15 protein-coding genes are annotated in these 17,433 nt (G+C 60.2%); 2 read left to right on the top strand and 13 right to left on the bottom strand.

Annotation, left to right across the window (positions count from 1 at the left end; translation table 11 throughout):
- Positions 1-4: 4 nt before the first annotated feature.
- From CHB75_RS08955 to trpS, 9 genes are all read right to left on the bottom strand, one after another.
- Positions 5-1,570, bottom strand: coding sequence for an ABC transporter ATP-binding protein (locus CHB75_RS08955; RefSeq protein ID WP_089270190.1), 1,566 nt, complete (start codon positions 1,568-1,570; stop codon positions 5-7).
- Between the two features lie 91 nt (positions 1,571-1,661).
- Entirely contained in the window at positions 1,662-2,666 is a 1,005-nt protein-coding gene (locus CHB75_RS08950; protein WP_089270189.1) for a BMP family lipoprotein, read from the bottom strand.
- Between the two features lie 136 nt (positions 2,667-2,802).
- Positions 2,803-3,261 carry a GNAT family N-acetyltransferase gene (locus CHB75_RS08945; RefSeq protein WP_245840833.1) on the bottom strand — a complete coding sequence of 153 codons (459 nt, stop codon included), beginning with the start codon at positions 3,259-3,261 and terminating at the stop codon, positions 2,803-2,805.
- Positions 3,262-3,272: 11 nt separating this feature from the next.
- Entirely contained in the window at positions 3,273-3,839 is a 567-nt protein-coding gene (locus tag CHB75_RS08940; RefSeq protein ID WP_089270188.1) for a NifU family protein, read from the bottom strand.
- Between the two features lie 109 nt (positions 3,840-3,948).
- The gene (locus tag CHB75_RS08935) at positions 3,949-4,404 is read right to left on the bottom strand and encodes a universal stress protein (RefSeq protein WP_089270187.1); all 456 of its coding nucleotides are present in this window, start codon (positions 4,402-4,404) and stop codon (positions 3,949-3,951) included.
- Between the two features lie 206 nt (positions 4,405-4,610).
- Complete coding sequence (locus tag CHB75_RS08930; protein ID WP_089270186.1) at positions 4,611-5,213, bottom strand: hypothetical protein; 603 nt, start codon at positions 5,211-5,213, stop codon at positions 4,611-4,613.
- A 299-nt stretch (positions 5,214-5,512) separates the two neighbouring features.
- Entirely contained in the window at positions 5,513-6,379 is an 867-nt protein-coding gene (locus CHB75_RS08925; RefSeq protein ID WP_089270185.1) for a branched-chain amino acid aminotransferase, read from the bottom strand.
- A gap of 60 nt (positions 6,380-6,439) precedes the next feature.
- Complete coding sequence (locus tag CHB75_RS08920) at positions 6,440-6,925, bottom strand: VOC family protein (protein WP_089270184.1); 486 nt, start codon at positions 6,923-6,925, stop codon at positions 6,440-6,442.
- A 194-nt stretch (positions 6,926-7,119) separates the two neighbouring features.
- Positions 7,120-8,151: a tryptophan--tRNA ligase gene (gene trpS / locus CHB75_RS08915; protein ID WP_089270183.1), complete on the bottom strand. Its 1,032-nt coding sequence runs from the start codon at positions 8,149-8,151 to the stop codon at positions 7,120-7,122.
- 102 nt (positions 8,152-8,253) lie between these two features.
- On the opposite strand from trpS, the gene CHB75_RS08910 reads away from it, so the two are divergent.
- Positions 8,254-8,940, top strand: coding sequence for a rhomboid family intramembrane serine protease (locus CHB75_RS08910; RefSeq protein WP_089270182.1), 687 nt, complete (start codon positions 8,254-8,256; stop codon positions 8,938-8,940).
- Positions 8,941-8,944: 4 nt separating this feature from the next.
- On the opposite strand, the gene CHB75_RS08905 is transcribed toward CHB75_RS08910, so the two are convergent.
- Positions 8,945-10,429, bottom strand: coding sequence for a phospholipase D family protein (locus tag CHB75_RS08905; RefSeq protein WP_089270181.1), 1,485 nt, complete (start codon positions 10,427-10,429; stop codon positions 8,945-8,947).
- Between the two features lie 4 nt (positions 10,430-10,433).
- Positions 10,434-11,981, bottom strand: coding sequence for a murein biosynthesis integral membrane protein MurJ (murJ, locus tag CHB75_RS08900; protein WP_089270180.1), 1,548 nt, complete (start codon positions 11,979-11,981; stop codon positions 10,434-10,436).
- A 321-nt stretch (positions 11,982-12,302) separates the two neighbouring features.
- Between murJ and CHB75_RS08895 the strand changes: the two genes are divergently transcribed.
- Positions 12,303-13,238, top strand: coding sequence for a collagen-binding domain-containing protein (locus tag CHB75_RS08895; protein WP_089270246.1), 936 nt, complete (start codon positions 12,303-12,305; stop codon positions 13,236-13,238).
- A 208-nt stretch (positions 13,239-13,446) separates the two neighbouring features.
- Here CHB75_RS08895 and CHB75_RS08890 read toward each other — a convergent pair whose 3' ends face one another.
- On the bottom strand, positions 13,447-16,254 hold the full coding sequence (locus CHB75_RS08890) for a [protein-PII] uridylyltransferase (protein WP_089270179.1): 2,808 nt from the start codon (positions 16,252-16,254) through the stop codon (positions 13,447-13,449).
- Positions 16,214-17,404 carry a penicillin-binding protein activator gene (locus CHB75_RS08885; RefSeq protein ID WP_089270178.1) on the bottom strand — a complete coding sequence of 397 codons (1,191 nt, stop codon included), beginning with the start codon at positions 17,402-17,404 and terminating at the stop codon, positions 16,214-16,216. Before CHB75_RS08885 ends, CHB75_RS08890 begins: the two co-directional genes overlap by 41 nt.
- Positions 17,405-17,433: the final 29 nt, after the last annotated feature.

Raw genomic sequence — 17,433 nt, 5'->3', positions numbered from 1 at the left:
GGTATCAGCCATGCTGTGCAGCCTTGGCGGCGTCCGTGGTGCCGTCACCGGTGATCCCGGCCATCATCAGACCCAACTCGCGCTGATCCGTCTTGGCGGCGTCGCGGACCCCCATGATCTGACCGTCAAACATGACTGCGATACGGTCCGAAAGCGAAAAGATCTCGTCCAGTTCTACCGAGACGAGGAGGATAGCCTTGCCTTCGTCGCGCAGGCGGATGATTTGCTGATGGATGAATTCGATGGCGCCGATGTCCACGCCCCGGGTGGGCTGGCCAATCAGCAGGATGTCGGGATTGCGCTCGATCTCGCGGGCGAGGACGATCTTCTGCTGGTTGCCGCCGGAAAAGTTGCGGGCAGCGAGGTTCGGGTTAGGAGGGCGGACGTCGAACCGCTCCATCTTGCCCTTGGCATCTTCGCGGATTGCGGCGTTGTTCATCAGGATGCCGGACTGGTAGGACGGGTCGCGGTGGTAGCCGAAACAGGCGTTCTCCCAGGCGGTGTAGGGCAGGATCAGCCCCTCGTGCTGGCGGTCTTCGGGGACATGGCCGATGCCGATGGCGCGACGGGCCTGACCTGTGCAGTCCCTGCCGGATAGAGCAATCTCCTTGCCATTGACGCGGACGCTGCCGGTTGCGGTGGCGTAACCGCCCAGCACTTCGAGCAGTTCGGACTGGCCGTTGCCCGAGACCCCGGCAAGGCCAAGCACCTCGCCCGCCCGCAGGTCAAGTGATACGCCCTTGAGGCGCTCAACTCCGTTTTCGTCCCAGAGGTGGAGGTCGGTGACTTCGAGCAGCTTGGCACCGGGTTTAGCGGGCGTCTTGTCGACCCGGAGCAGGACCTTGCGGCCTACCATCAGTTCGGCAAGATCCTCGGGGGATGTTTCTGACGTCTTGACCGTCGCCGTCATTTTGCCGCGGCGCATCACCGAAACCGTGTCGGTAATCTCCATGATTTCGCGCAGTTTGTGGGTGATCAGGATGATCGTCTTACCCTCGGCCCGCAGGTTGTCAAGGATGCGGAACAGGTGGTCGGCCTCGGCCGGAGTCAGCACGCCTGTCGGTTCGTCCAGGATCAGGATATCGGCCTGCCGGTACAGCGCCTTGAGGATCTCGACCCGCTGCTGGTGGCCAACGGACAGGTTTTCAACCAGCGCATCAGGGTCAACCGAAAGTTCGTATTCTTCGGCCAGTTTCTTCAGTGTGCCACGCGCCTTGGCCAGACTGGGGCGCAGCAGGCCACCGTCCTCGGCCCCAAGGATGACGTTTTCCAGAACTGTGAAATTCTGCACCAGCTTGAAGTGCTGAAAGACCATGCCGATACCGGCGCTGATGGCGGCCTGACTGTCGGGGATCTCGGTCTTTTTGCCAGAGATGAACACTTCGCCCGCGTCGGCCTTGTAGAAGCCGTAAAGGATCGACATCAGGGTCGACTTGCCCGCGCCGTTTTCCCCGATGATGCCGTGGATCGTGCCGGGCATTACGCGGATCGAGATATCTTTGTTTGCCTGCACCGGGCCGAAGGCCTTGGATATGCCTTTGAGCTCGATCGCGGGGACGGGGTCGGTCATGCGGTGCTTACCTGTGTGTCGGAAGGGGACAGGGCCGCGCTGTGGGTGCGCGGCCCTGTCTGTGTCTGTCACCCCGAAGGGGTACGTAAGATCAGAAGCTGATCGCCGGGCAGCTGTCGTCGGAGGAGTAGTCGTGAACCGAGATTTCACCTGCGATGATCTTGGCCTTGGCGTCTTCGACCGCGGCTTTCATGTCGTCAGAGATCAGCGAAGCATTGTTGTCGTCAAGCGCATAGCCGACGCCATCCTCTGCAAGTCCCAGCGCCTTGACGCCGGTTTCCAGATCCGCACCGGCGGCCATCGCCTCGGCTGTGGCGACATCGACGCGCTTAAGCATCGAAGTCAGGACCTTGCCCGGAAACAGGTAGTTCTGGTTGGAATCGACGCCGATGGACAGGATGCCTTCGTCAGCAGCGGTCTGAAGCACGCCAAGCCCGGTTCCGCCGGCAGCTGCGAACACGACGTCAGAGCCTTGCGAAATCTGTGCCTTGGTCAGCTCCGAACCCTTGACGGGGTCGTTCCAGGCGGCAGGCGTCGTGCCGGTCATGTTGGAAATCACGGTGGCGTCGGGGTTCACGGCCTTCACGCCCTGGGCATAGCCACAGGCGAATTTGCGGATCAGCGGAATGTCCATGCCGCCAACAAAGCTGACTGTGCCTGATTTCGACGCCATCGCGGCCAGCATACCGACAAGGTAGCTGCCCTCATGTTCGGCAAAGAGGATCGACAGGACGTTCGGGTGCTCAGCCGGATCAACATAGCCGTCGATGGTCACGAACTTGGTGTCGGGATAATCTGCGGCGACGGATGCGATCGGTGTGGACATGGAAAAGCCGGTGGTCACAACCGGATTGAAGCCGGCTTCGGCAAAGCGGCGCAGGGCCTGCTCGCGCTGCGCTTCGGACTGAAGTTCGATATCCTTGAAGGAACCGCCGGTTTCTTCGGCCCATTTGGTGGCACCGTTGAACGCGGCCTCGTTAAAGGATTTGTCGAACTTCCCGCCAAGGTCGTAGATGAGCGCGGGGTCGGCAAGGGCAGCCCCGGACGTCAGGGCCAGCGTTGCGGCCGCGCCGAGGAATTTCTGCATGAGGGTCATAGGTCGCTCCCAGATGGTTAATGACGCGGCGGGCGCACCCGGGCCGCGTTCGGTGGATCAAAGCAGATCAGGTACAATTAAGGCCGTTTCCGCACGGGAGGGTCAACAGCTTTTTGCATTGCAGCAAGGGGCGATGTCAGGAGTTGGGGCCGTGACCTTGGGTCAGTGCGCGCGACATGAGCAGGGCGTCGGTGCGGCTGCCGTCTGGCTGTGGGTAGTAGCCCTTGCGCAGCCCGGACTGATCAAACCCGTGTTTTCGATAAAAAGCCAGTGCGGCGACGTTGGTGGCGGCGACTTCAAGAAAGACAGTCACCGCACCGCGCCCGGCGGCCGCTTGCAGAAAGGAGAGGAGGATGCCCGAGGCCAGTCCTTGGCGCTGATGGGCCGGGTCGGTGGCCAGCGCAAGGATCTCTGCTTCGTCCACGATTATACGTCCCAAACAAAATGCATGGGGCTGAGCGGTCAGGAGAGCGGTGGGATGGTCCAGCAGGTCGGCGAAATCACGGGCCGACCATGGGGACATGTCGCGATAGGCGCGCGATTGCAGCGCGGCCAAGGCGGCGGGATTGCCCCGCGCGCCCAAGCTATCATTCACAACTGGCGGCCTCAGACGGCGACAGGGCGCACTTCGGTGACCTCGGGGATGTAGTGGCGCAGCAGATTTTCAATCCCCATCTTCAGCGTCAGGGTCGAAGAGGGGCAGCCGGCGCAAGCGCCCTGCATGTGCAGATAGACCACACCGCGGTCAAAGCCGTGGAAGGTGATGTCGCCGCCATCCTGAGCAACGGCCGGACGGACACGGCTGTCGAGCAGTTCCTTGATCTGGCCGACAATTTCGGAATCCGCGCCGTCATGTGCGGCATGACCGCTGCCTGCCTGCTGGGCATCATCTGCCATGACCGGCTGACCGGACTGGAAATGCTCCATGATGGCACCAAGGATCGCTGGTTTGACGTGGTCCCAGTCAGTCTCTTCGGCTTTGGTCACAGTGACGAAATCGTTGCCAAAGAACACGCCCTTGACCCCGGTCACAGTGAAAAGGCGGGTGGCAAGAGGGGAGGCGGCAGCGCCCTCGGCGCTTGGGAAATCAGCGGTGCCCATGTCCAGAACGGTCTGGCCGGGCAGGAATTTGAGAGTTGCCGGATTCGGTGTGGATTCGGTCTGAATGAACATCTGTGCCGTTCCTTTCTGGATTGCCTACTATATGCGCCTGCGGCGGGGCTGCGTCAAGGTTTGGAACAATTCTAAACTGATTACCGGCCGGAGCGTTTGGGCTGGTGGATCAGGTGATCGCTTCCAGCCGTTCCTTGGACATATCGCCGGGCACGATGGTGATCGGGATGGGCAGGCTGCCCGAGCTCCGGCTAAGCTGGGAGACAAGTGGGCCCGGTCCCTTCTTGTCGGTTCCGGCACCAAGGACGAGGACCCCGATATCTGGGTCGTCCTTGACCTGTTCAATGATCTCTTGCACCGGCTCGCCTTCGCGGATGACCAGTTCGGGGTCGACGCCCTGCTTGTCGCGCATCCATTTGGCGAAAACCTCGAAATGCGCGACGATGCGTTCGCGCGCCTCTTCGCGCATGATGTCGCCGACGCCGATCCAGTGATTGAAGTCATCCGGCGGGATCACGGAAAGGATCGCCACCCCGCCGCCGGTCTTGGCGGCGCGCATGGCGGCGAACCGCATCGCGTTAAGACATTCGCGGCTGTCATCCAGCACGACGAGGAACTTGCGCATCGGGAGTCTCCTTCGCAGGGGATCATGGCGCAGGTGCATGTTGCTGGCAACCACGGAGCATTGTACTGCAATCCGTGACAGCCTGATACCGCGAAAGCAGAAACCCCTTCGCGTTGGGCAATGATGTTGATCTGGCAAATTGCCCAGGTCAAGCGTCAGTGACCGGGGCCGTTCAAGCCGCTGAAAATATTTTTCTCACTGCAGAACTATGAAGTTCGCGGTCTGAACCTGAGTAACGCAATCATGCCAAGCCCGCCTAACATAAGAGGTAATCCCGCAGGCACTGGCACTGGCACGGGCGGTGAATATTCTTTCAGCTCCAGATCATCCACAAGAAAATAATTCCCGAACCCAAGTCGAAGGTCATCTATCGGACCTTCCTGTGCCACGAAATATTGGTAGCTGCCGTTCAAAACGGTGCTGATGGACCAGATCAAGTTCCCGTCGTTATAGCCTTCCAGCGTGCCAGACAGCGTTGCATAATCACCGCTTTCCTTGGGGGTATACCACATCTTTGCCCAAAGACCTTCAAAGGTAAAATCCGAGTTGTCATCGGCCATGACGCTTCCGATGCCGGCGTTGTTGTTAAGGATCGCAAAGTCACCGCTGTGCGCGCCATACTTCCAGACGCTCCCCTCAAGATCGACCCAGTCGAGTGTATAGGAAAAAACATAGCCCTGATACGTAGGCATATTTCCGTCGCCATTCTGAATGCTGCCGCCGGGCACATCATCGAATGAAAGAATAACGGCCCCCGAACTGGTGGCGAACATAAGCGATGTCAAAATTGTCAGGATAAAGCTTTTCATCAAACACTCTCCGCCACTTTGCCAAGGTTCAAAACCTTGGCCTGCGTGAAACTCAGGGATGTCGGAAGATACGGCTGAAAAGCTAAACGATTTGTTTATGACATGGATCAATCAAACTGAATTTTCACTCGATTTGCGCCTTAATTGACTGTCCGCAGGTAGCCATTATCCTGTTATTATTATGATTTATCAGCATATTGGTGGGTCTTGAGGTTGATGAGGTGGCTTATGCCCGGGGGGCCAGATCGTATCTTGTACTTGATAGGGCCTGATATTTAGTCAGGCGGGCAGCGCCGTACTCATCCTTCGGATCGCGCCCATTCCCAGTAAAGCTCTCGCACATGTCGCGTGACCGGGCCGACCTGGTACTGGGTGTCGTCAAAAGCGGTGACCGGGGTCACCTTGTTCATGTTGCCGGACAGAAAGATTTCGTCGGCGGCATGAAAGTCATCAAAGGTGAGGACTGTTTCGACCACATCGGCCCCGTCAGCGCGCAGGTTGCTGATATGGCGTGCCCGGGTGATGCCGGACAGGAAGGTGCCATTCGGGATCGGGGTCAGTACAGTTCCGTCCTTGACCATGAACACGTTCGCGGTGGCGGATTCCGCGACGTTGCCCATCGCATCGGCGACCAGCGCGTTGCCGAAGCCCTTGGCGCGCGCCTCGGCCAGCATGCGGGCGTTGTTGGGATAGAGGCAGGCGGCCTTGGCGTTGACTACGGCGTCCTCCATCACCGGACGGCGAAACCGGGTGCGGGTCAGCGTGGTCGAGGCGCTGTCAGGTGCCATGGGGATGGCTTCCAGGCAGATGGCAAATCCGGTGTCGCCGCCGGGTTTCGGCACGATCGCAGTGCTGTCCCCGTCCAGCGCCCAGTACATCGGGCGGATATAGACGGCGGCGTCCTTGGGGTGGGCGGCCAGGCCGTCCCAGACGATTTTCACCATATCCTCGGGCTGGACCGTGGGGGTGACCATCAATGCCTCGGCCGAGCGGTTGACGCGTGCGCAATGAGCAAGAAGGTCCGGTGCCAGCCCGTGTACATACCGCGCGCCATCAAAGACGTTGGAGCCAAGCCAGGCACCGTGATCCGCGCCCCGGATCACCGGTATATCACCATCGTGCCACTGGCCTTCGAAATAGGTGCGGATCTGGGTGCCGGTGGCCATGGGGGCTCTCCTTGTTGTGTTGGCGCAAACTAGGCGTCGGGGGAGGAGAGGTCCAGAGGGTCAGAGAGCTTCGGCCAGAAGCGCGTCGAGATCGAAGGACGTGTTCGACATCTTTATCGTTCCCGAAGCGTCGCGCGGCCATTCCTCCTGCGGGCGGTCGCGGTAGATCTCGATCCCGTTGCCGTCGGGGTCATTGAAATAGATCGCCTCGGACACGCCATGGTCGGCAGCGCCAGAGATATGGACACCAGCGTTCAACACGCTCTTGAAGGTTGCGGCAAGGGCGGCGCGGTCCGGGTAGAGAAAGGCGACATGGTAAAGCCCGGTGGTGCCCGGCGCGGGGGGCGTGCCGCCACGGCTGTCCCAAGTGTTGAGACCGATGTGATGATGATAGCCGCCAGCCGAAAGAAATGCCGCCTGCGTGCCATAGGTCACCTGAAGTTCGAAGCCCATCACGTCGCGATAAAAGGCGATCGCGCGGTCGAGGTTGGAAACCTTGAGGTGAACGTGACCAATGCTGGTCTGGGGATGTGTTTTGTGTGACATGGGATGTCCTTTCGACATGCAATTTATGCTGTGCGAAAAGATCTGGATATAGTCACTATCGAACGTACTTCGTGCTTTTGCGCACAGTGGTTTGTCGCCCGCCCGGTCCGTAATGGACCCGAAGTAGATCCTCTGCCCGGGGCCTGTGGCCTTGCTCCGGGCAGAGGTGTGTTGAGGGAACGACGGTCAGACCGTCAGCGCACCATCCCGACGATGTCATAGGTCTTGGCAAGGATCGGCGCGGCGATTTCGCGTGCCTGGGACGCGCCGTGGCGCAGGATGGCATCGATTTCGTCTGGCTGGGTCATCAGGCGGGCCATCTCGGTCGAGATCGGGGCGAGCTTCGCTACCGCGAGATCCGACAGCCGTGGCTTGAAGGCCGAAAATTGCTGTCCGCCGTTTTCCGCCAGAACCTCGGCTACCGTCATGTCGGCAAGGCCTGCGTAAATGTTGACCAGATTGCGCGCCTCGGGGCGATCCTTCAGGCCTTCGGCTTCGGAGGGAAGGGCGTCGGGATCGGTCTTGGCTTTACGGATCTTCGACGCGATCGTGTCGGCGTCGTCGGTCATATTGATGCGGCTGGCCTCGGAAGGGTCGGATTTCGACATCTTCTTGGAGCCGTCGCGTAGGGACATGACGCGAGTTGCCGCACCTTCGATCACCGGTTCGGTCATCGGGAAAAAATCCACGCCGTAATCGTGGTTGAACTTGGCCGCGATGTCGCGGGTCAGTTCGATATGCTGCTTCTGATCCTCGCCCACGGGGACATGCGTCGCATGATAAATCAGAATGTCCGCTGCCATCAGCGCCGGATAGCCAAACAGTCCCAGCGAGGCATTTTCGGCATTCTTGCCCGCCTTGTCCTTGAACTGGGTCATCCGTTTCATCCAGCCCATGCGGGCCACGCAGTTGAACACCCAGCCGAGCTGCGCATGTTCGGCGACCTGGCTCTGGTTGAACAGGATGGATTTTTTCGGATCAATGCCCGACGCGATGAAACCTGCTGCCAGTTCACGGGTCGCCTGACGCAGCTTGGCCGGCTCCTGCCAGACGGTGATCGCGTGCTGGTCGACCATGCAATAGATCGACTGCACACCCTGGTTCTGCGCATCGGCAAAGCGCTTGAGCGCGCCGAGATAGTTTCCCAGATGCAGATCGCCCGAAGGCTGGATCCCCGAAAAAACCCGGGGCGTGAAGGCGGGAGAGGTTTGGACCCCCTCGGACATGGCAATTCTCCGTCTGGAATTATGGGTTCCGCTGGCTTACCCATGCGCTTGGGTGCCGTCAACACGCAGTACCCCAGACGCACCACAGATGAGGCCCATACCATGACCAGCCCACACAACGAAAACCCGGTGAACCCGCTGCCGCCCGTGGTGGTGGCGCTGTTCCTGATGATGGTCGGTGCCGAAGTGGCTTTTGCGCTTGGTTCAAGGGGCATCCTTGGCGGTCCGGGGGCCGTTGGCTGGCGGCTGGCGGCGATCGAACGCTATGCCTTCTCCGGCGAGATAATGAACTGGATGCTGGCCACTGGTCAGTATCCGCCCGAACATTTGATGCGGTTCGTGACCTATCCGTTCATCCACGCCGGGTTCACCCATGCGATAATCGGCTGCGTGATGCTGCTCGCCCTAGGCAAGATGGTTGGCGAAGTGATGGGCAACGTGGCGACCTTGGCGATCTTTGTTGCATCGTCCATCGGCGGTGCGCTGGCCTATGGACTGATCCTGAACAGCCCTGTCCCGCTGATCGGGGCCTTTCCGCCGATCTACGGATTGATCGGGGCGTTCACCTACCTGCTGTGGGTGCGGCTTGGGCAGATGGGTTCCCAACAGGTACGGGCGTTTTCGCTGATCGGGATGCTGATGGGGTTACAGCTGCTGTTCGGTCTGCTGTTTGGCAGCAACAATGACTGGGTGGCGGATCTGGGCGGCTTTTGCGTGGGGTTTGTACTGTCGCTGTTCCTTGTGCCCGGTGGGTGGCGCAAGATCTTGTCGCTGGTGCGGCGCGACTGACGGTTCAAAAGATATCTGACGGCAGGATCGGAAGCGGTCGCGAAAAACGGCGCAGCCGCCGAAACGGGAACGGCAGGGCAAAGCTGTCACGCTCTTCCGGCGCTTTATTCGCGTTTGCTCTGGCTGTTTCTACCCAGAGGTTGGCGCGAGTGATGTCACCGGTCTGTGCCGCATCCCCCAGCCACTTGACCGCTAGGCGCCGACGCAGATCGTTGATCGTATCCGTATCGCGGAACAGGACAGAGGCCTCTGTATCCGCCCGCATGGATCGTCCGTTCAGGTTGGCCGATCCGACCATACCGAAATTGTCGTCGATCAGCGTGACCTTGGCATGCACATAGACTGGGCTCGCATCAAAAAGCCTCGCCTTACCGGGCGGGGCACTGACGGGACGGGCAGGGGCAATCAGTGACAGGCGGTCGCCAAAGGCGTCGCGGATGATTTCCAGCGCACGCAGCTGCAATGCCTGTGCATGTCGCGCATCCCAGCCGCGATCACCATCGAACATGACCCGGTCCGGCTCTGCCGGAAGTACGAGGATGCACTGCAGGTCGGGGACACGACGGGCAGCTGCTGCCATCGCGTTGGCGATGGGCCGATGGCGTAGGAACTGTGTTTCGATGTAGATGCTGTGTCGGGCGCTGTCGAATGCCTTGATCAGAACCTCTTCGTGTTCCTTTATCCGGGCTTTTGGTTCGATCACGCGAAAACCCTGACAGGGCGATGATAGGGTCCGCACCAATCGCGTATCCGTGGTCTGGCGCGAAGAGGCCGACACGTCCATCGGCATGGCGGGCTGCGCGACAGAGGCCGCACCGCACTCCAGCGCCGTGTTCCAGGTGTCGGCCAGGTGCGCGCGCAGCGTGGCGGCGAAATCCCCTGTCACCTGCATGCTGACATCATGCCACGTCTCTTCTGCCGGGCGGTTATGATCCGAAGTGTCGTACCGGCGTTCGTCCACATCCAGACCGCCGATGATGCAGTCCTTGCTGTCTGCGACGGCGCATTTCTGGTGCAGCGTCACCGGACGCAGGATGGGGCCGGACTCCAGCACCTTGCGTTGGATCGGGGTCAGTTCCGCAGGATCTTCACCCCGCAGAGTCTGGATGCTGCGCTGAATCTTGAAATGCAGAAGCCAGCGCCACAACGGCCCGACATCCTGCCCGTGCGGCGCACAAAGGATCTGTACGTCGCCGTCAATGGCCGAGGCAAAGCCGCTGGCTGAGGCCCAGGCAAGCCGGTGCAACTCCGAGGTGAACTGAGGGTCGAAATCTGACAGAACCATCCGGATGCGCACACCACGCCGCGCCACGAGGGTGAGGAGATCCGCCCAGGTTTCAAGCCCCTGATCGCGCGCCTCGGGACTGTGCAGCCGGGTGCGCGGATCAAAGATCCGAAAGGAAAGGAACAGTTCCTCCCGGGCCCCCAGCGCCAGCCGTTCGAGGGCGGGAAAACCTTCTGCGGCGGTGATCAGCGAGGTCAGGGCCATGGGGCTATCGGGGCTTTCTGCGCAGGGAGTTGCGGAACTCGGACAGTTTGAACGCACCCAGTGACTGGCCCACAATGGCATAGGATGCAGCTCCTACGCCAAGTAAAGCCAGCAGCGCCAGATAACGCAAGCCCGCCTGACCAAACAACGGCCCAAGCAGCACCAAAGTTCCCCACATTGCAGCGCCCATGATCAAGGAGGCAAGGCAGATGCGCCACAGTCGTCGGCGAAAGCGGGCGTCGAAGCGGGCGACTTCGCCGAGTTTACGACCGCCGATCAACAGCATGATGACCATGAGCCAACCAGCGGTTGTCGTGGCGATGGCGGGCGCGATCCAGCCGATATACGGGGCAAGGCCGATGGCGATGACGGCGTTGGCGATCATCGACCAGACTGCATAGCGAAATGGTGTGCAGGTGTCTTCGCGCGCAAAGAACAATGGTTGCAGCACCTTCTGCAGCACAAATGCCGGCAGGCCCAGGCCATAGAGCGCAACGGCTAGCGCGATGGCGGCGCTGTCGTCCGGCCCCGTTGCGCCGCGCTGGAACAGCACTGACACCATCGGCAGCGGAACCACCACCAGCGCGACGGCGCAGGGAACGGTCAGGGCAAGAGAAATCTCGCCCGCGCGGGAAAACGCCTCGCGCCCGCCCGTGTCGTCGCGGGCCTTGAGACGACGCGACAGGTCGGGCAGCAGTACGATGCCGACGGCAATGCCGACCACACCAAGCGGCAGTTGGTACAGCCGGTCAGCGGCATAGAGCCAGCCCACAGCCTTATCGAAGTTCGACGCGACCTGCTGTCCGACCAGCAGGTTGATCTGCATGACCCCACCGGCAAGGGCTGCGGGAATGGCAATGCGCATGAGGCGGCGCATATCCGGTGTCAGCCGCGGTAGGCCGGGGCGTACTGAAATACCTGCCTTTTGGGCCGCATACCAGGTCAGCGCCAGTTGCGCGACACCGGCAAAGGGAACGGTCCAGACCAGCGCCATGATAACGTCTTGCCCGGCAAAATGCGCAGCCACCATGGCGCTTATGACAAAGATGTTAAGCAGAACCGGCGCCGCAGCCGCCACGGCAAAGCGTCCCGTCGCGTTGAGTACACCTGAAAAGAGCGCCGCGAGCGAGATGAAGAAAATATAGGGAAACACGACCCGGCCAAAGCCCACGGTCAGATCGAAACGTTCGGACGCGGCAAAGCCCGAGGCCGTGGCATAGACCAGCGCGGGCATGAAAATCAACGCGACGGCGGTGATCAGCATCAGCACGAAGGCCAGGCCGTTCATCGCGTCCCGGGCAAAAGTCACGGGATCCTCACCGGCTGTGTACTTCTTTGAAAACATCGGGACAAAAGCGGCGTTGAAGGCGCCTTCGGCAAAGAAGCGGCGGAACATGTTGGGCAGGCGGAATGCCGCGACAAAGGCATCCAAAAGCGGCCCGGGGCCGATGAGGGCCAGGATGATGATTTCACGTGCGACCCCGAGGATACGGCTGGCCAGGGTCCAGAAACCGACTGTCAGGATGCCCGACATCAGGCGAATAGGTTTCATAAAGGCTCCGGTCTGGCGGTCAGGGATCGCGTCGCAGGAGTAGAGCATTGCGCAACGCGGGGAAAGCAGCTTGCCATGACTCGTGCCTGTGCCTCGGCCGAACCGCGCAATGCCTGAAGTTGATGCGCCGACTGACTTGTGGTGCTGACCACATATTTGGAGTCGGCGGCTCAGCTCTGGTTCGGGAAAGTCGGGCGCATCGCAATTCGTGGCCGAACAGCCGAAATTTTTGTTGAAAATTTTAGACGCGACGTCACAGTTGACGTGGGGGTACTCCCAAAGTAGCGCCGCGCAGATGCTTTTGTATGGAGTTTGCCAGAGATGAAATGTCGCCTGATCGCCACGGTTTCCGCCGCCATTGCCTTGTTTTGCGCGGGGACCGTCGGCGCTGCGACAATGAATGCCAACGAGATTCTCAACCAGTTCAACCTCGTTACCTTTTCTGACCATGCCCTGTCGTCGAACGTCCATGGGCGTGCCTTTGTGGGCGGTGACCTGACGGGCAATTCAGGCGGAATGACAACGTCGAACTACACACCGCCGGCTTCGTCTTTTGCCGATGTGACGGTGGTTGGCGATGTCCGCAGCGGTGACGTCAACACGCGTGGGCACGCAACCGTAGACATCGGTGGCAGCATCATCAGCGGCCGCGTCAACAACGCCAGCAGCGTCACCACGGGTGTCGCCGACCTGACCCAAGTGCGCGATGAGTTCCAGGCTACTCTGACGGCCGCCTCCGTCGGCATCCGCGACATGGCGTCCAATGCTACGACCACTGCGATCAATACAAATCAGGGCACTCGATTTTCCGGCGTTGCGGGCGCGGTCACTGTTTTCGACGTCTCTGCCGCGTCGTTTATTGGTAACGAACTGGACATTGTTTTGAACGGCGCCAGCGCCATCTTCATCAACGTATCCGGCACCAACCTGTCGTTCAGCCAGAACTTCAATACGGATCAGAACGTCGGTGCCAATGTGATCTGGAATTTTTTCGAGGCGGAGACGCTGCATCTGGGGAACCGCTTTGTGGGTAGCGTCCTGGCACCCTTGGCGACTGTATCCAACAGCAACAATATTTTCGGGACGCTGGTGGCAAACGAGTTTAACCAGAACGGTCAGGTCCATCAGCAGGCCTGGGCGGGCAGTCTTCCCCTGTCGACTGATGGTGGCCTGGCGTCATCGGTTCCTTTGCCTGCGGCGATCTGGATGCTGTTTGCTGCGCTTGGGGGGCTTGCTGTACTACGCCGGAAATTCTGATTTGCGACCCTGATCGGTCTCTGCCGTTCCAATATAGAAACGCCGGGCATCAATTGTTCGGCGTTTTCTATTTCTTTATTCTGAATCGTCGGATCTAGCTGTGATGGCTAATCCTGTGCGGCAAATCTTCCAGGGGTACCTGTTTGTTTCCCAGGCACCGGTTTCTTCCCACGGTCGTTATCGCGATCCCCCAGGGGGCTGAGGGTGTTCAGGAGATCGCGCGTTCGGCACCGGCTTCGATGGCATCGCGCAGCTTTCGTTCCAGCGCCTTCTGTTTGGAACTGGAGTAGAATTTGAGCCCGAACATATCCTTGACATAAAAGGTATCGACCACCTGCTCACCAAAAGTCGCGATAACGGCCGACGCGATATAGACATTATGTGCCGCCAACGTCCGGGTGAGATCATACAGCAGGCCGGGCCGATCGCGTGTATCAACCTCGATCAGGGTGTAGATTTCGGATCCTTCATTGTCGAAGGTGATCGATGTGGGCACTTTAAAGGCGCGCTCGCGCTTCTTGATCTTGTCCTTGTCCTTGATCGCCTCGCGCGCCACGATTTCGCCGCGCACAATCTTGGCGATCATCTGGCGTAGGCGGGGGATGCGCGAGGATTCGTATGGGGACCCGTCCGCGTCCTGGATCCAGAAAGCCGCCGTGGCGAAGCCGTCCTTGGAAGTATAGGTCCGGGCGTCCACAACGTTGGCCCCGACAAGTGCGAGCGCCCCGGCTAGGCGCGAGAAGATGCCGGGGTGATCCACAAGGGCAAAGCAGACACGCGTCGCGTCGCGGTCTTCATCCGGATGAATGTCGATACGGATTTCATCGGTGCCAAGATCCTTTAGAAGGTTGGCAAAGACGACATGGGCGGTGACGTGCAGCCCCTGCCAGTACGTCGGATAATGCCGCGCCTTTTCGACGCGCAGATCCTTGGCGTCCCAGTCAGACAGTGCCTCGCTAAGCAGCCGCTTTGCCTCTGTCCCGCGGCGTTCGCGGTTGAGCGCCTCCATCCCGTTTTCAAGCCCGTTGCGCGTTTGGCGGTAAAGTGCTCGCAACAGGGCCGCTTTCCAGTTGTTCCAGGTCCCGGGGCCAACGCCGCGGATGTCGCAGACGGTAAGTACCAGCAGCAGGTCGAGCCGTTCGCGGGTCTGTACCGCCTTGGCAAAGTCACGCACCGTGCGCGGGTCGGCGATATCGCGTTTCTGCGCCATGTCGGACATCAGGAGGTGATGCCGAACCAGCCATTCGACCGTGGCAGAATCCTTTGCGTTCAGACCTAGACGCGGCGCAACCTTGCGTGCGATCTGCGCGCCAAGAATTGAATGATCTTCGTCCCGCCCTTTGCCGATGTCATGTAACAGCAGCGCAATATACAACACCTTGCGGTTGATGCCTTCTTCCAGGACAGAAGTGGCGACAGGCAGCTCTTCGATAAGGGCACCGGTCTCAATCTCTGACAGGTGCCAGATACACTGGATGATGTGTTCGTCGACTGTGTAATGATGGTACATATTGTATTGCATCATTGCCACTATGGGTTCGAACTCCGGGATGAAGGCAGAGAGCACGCCAAGCTCGTTCATCCGGCGCAATGCGCGGTCCGGGTTGCCGTGCTTCAGCAGCAGGTCGAGAAAGATGCGCTGCGCCTCTTTGTTGTTGCGCATGTCGTCGTCAATCAGGTGCAGGTTCGCAGAGACAAGGCGCATCGCGTTGGGATGGATCAGCAGGCCGGTACGCAGGCCTTCCTCATACAGCCTCAGGATGTTCATCTTGTCCAACAGGAACGCCTTGTCGTCGCTGATGGCAATGCGGTTGTTGATAACCACAAAGCCGCGCTTGACCTGCGGCGGCCGTTTGAAGAACCGCATCAACAATGGCGCGTCCTTGGTGTGATCCGCTTCGAGCGAGGTGAGCAGTATCCGGGTCAGATCGCCGACAGCCGTGGCATGGCGAAAGTAATTCTGCATGAAGATTTCGACAGCGCGTCGCCCACCCTTGTCGGTGTAGCCCATGGCCTCTGCGACGGGGACCTGCATGTCGAAGGTCAGCAGCTCAAGGGGCCGACCGGCCAGCAGGTGCAGATGGCAGCGCACGGCCCAGAGAAAAGTTTCCGCCTTCACGAATGTAGCGTATTCCTCAGGGCTGAAAACGCCCAACCCGACCAGTTTGCCGGTATCCTCGGTATGGTAGACGTATTTCGTGATCCAGAACAGCGACTGCAAATCACGCAGCCCGCCCTTGCCCTCTTTCACGTTGGGTTCGACCACATAGCGCTGGCCGCCCTGCTTTTCATGCCGGGCGTCACGCTCGGCAAGCTTGGCTTCGACAAACTCGCGGGCAGTGCCGTTGAACAACTCCTTCCACAGCCGGGTGTCCAATTCCTTTGCCAGAGGCGCGTGGCCGATCAGGAAACGGTGCTCAAGCATGGCGGTGCGGATGGTGAAATCCTCCGCTCCAAGGCGAAGACAATCCTTCACGGTACGCGAAGAATGACCGACCTTCAGCTTGAGATCCCAGAGCATGTAGAGCATCGATTCAATGACACTCTCGGCCCAGCCGGTGATCTTGTAGGGGGTGAGGAAAAGCAGGTCGACATCAGAAAACGGTGCCATTTCGCCGCGACCGTATCCGCCAACGGCCATCACTGCGATCTGTTCGCCCTTGGTCGGATTGGCGTTTTGGTGGAGCCGTTCTGTCGCCACTTCCCAGACCAGCGTGATCAGGCAGTCGGTGATCCAGGTATAGGCGCGGGTGGTGCCAGCCGCCTCGAACGGATGCAAGGCTAGGGCCGAGGCGATGGCGTCGCGCCCGGCGTCACGGGCGCGACCCAAAATCTCGACTGTGGTGGCGCGCACGGCGCGTTCGTCGGGCGCATCGGCTATGGCCTCCCACAGTGCTGTTCGCACCGTGGGACGGTCAAAGATTGTGGCTGCCGGTGCGATCAGATCGTCCGGGACAGGATGCGTTGGCGCGGTTCTAGAAACCGGCGCCGCCGAAGCTTCTTGGGGCAGGGTCAAGTATCACCACCTGGCTGTTGCGTATGGTCGCGACTGCCAGGCCGCGCTGGTTTGTTCCGTCCGACAGCAGCCGGAATACACCGCCGGTCCCTTGGAATCCAGACGCTTGGGTCAGGGCCGGCGCGGTTAGTGCATCTTTGCGGCCCTGGCGCACCAGTGCACCGATGGCAGCAATGCCGTCATACCCAAGACCGGCGAGCGGGTGCGGAGCTTTGCCGTAGGCGTTGGCATAGCGCGCCTCGAAGTTGGCGTTCTTGGTGATGTCGGGCATTGTGAAATAGCTTCCTTCGATGCCCGGCAGGTGGAACGCGTCCGGACGTACATCCCAGCGCGTCAGGCCCAAATACTGGGTCGTGGCCGGGTTGATGCCGCTTTCTGGCCCCAGCTGCAGAACGACGGCCAAGCCACCCGTGTAGTCATCGGTGATGAACATGGCGTTAGCGGCGCCGCTGTCGACCATGCCCTTGACCCGGTTCAACGCGGAATTGAGGCTTTCTGTGTTAAGCGCATATGGTACGGAACCCACGACCGATCCGCCAGTGCGTGCGGCGGCGGCAGTGATGGCGTCGCGGCCCAGCGTCCCGGCGACGTTGTCTGTGTAAAGCACGGCCACATTGCCTTTGCCTTGCGCGCTGGTATAGCCCATCAGCCGATCGGCTGTGTTCTCGAAGGTCGCGCCAAGAACGAACAGATTGCCGCCCGCGATGGATGTGTTGTTGGAAAAACTCAGGACGTTTATGCCTTCGTCAGCCACAGCGACTGCAGCGGCATTTGCAGCTTCGCCAAAGAGCGGACCCAGAATGATCTTGGCACCTTCGTCCACAGCGAGTTGAGCCTGAGAGGCGGCCATACCGGCCTGACCGGCGGTGTCATAGACGCGCAGGTCGATACGAACGCCGTGCAAATCAGCAATAGCCAGCCGTACGGCATCTTCCAGGCTGCGGGCGACCGTGCCGGCGCCTGGGTCGGATTTGGGGACCAAAAGTGCGATCTGCACCGGGGCGTTGGTGTCAATTTGCGGCCCACCCGCACTGCTCGACCCGCCGAGTGAATTCGTCAAAGTGGCGTCGCAGGCAGCGAGCCAAAGGCAGGATGCGATGACGACCCCGCGACTGATCGCCTTGCGGGCGGTGGACAAAACGGCAAACATGGTGGACGAACTCCCTCGGGGTTGGGCGC

Origin of the sequence: Puniceibacterium sediminis (assembly GCF_900188035.1) — a bacterium.
Classification (GTDB): domain Bacteria; phylum Pseudomonadota; class Alphaproteobacteria; order Rhodobacterales; family Rhodobacteraceae; genus Puniceibacterium; species Puniceibacterium sediminis.
This window is presented reverse-complemented; position numbering and strand designations above follow the sequence as displayed.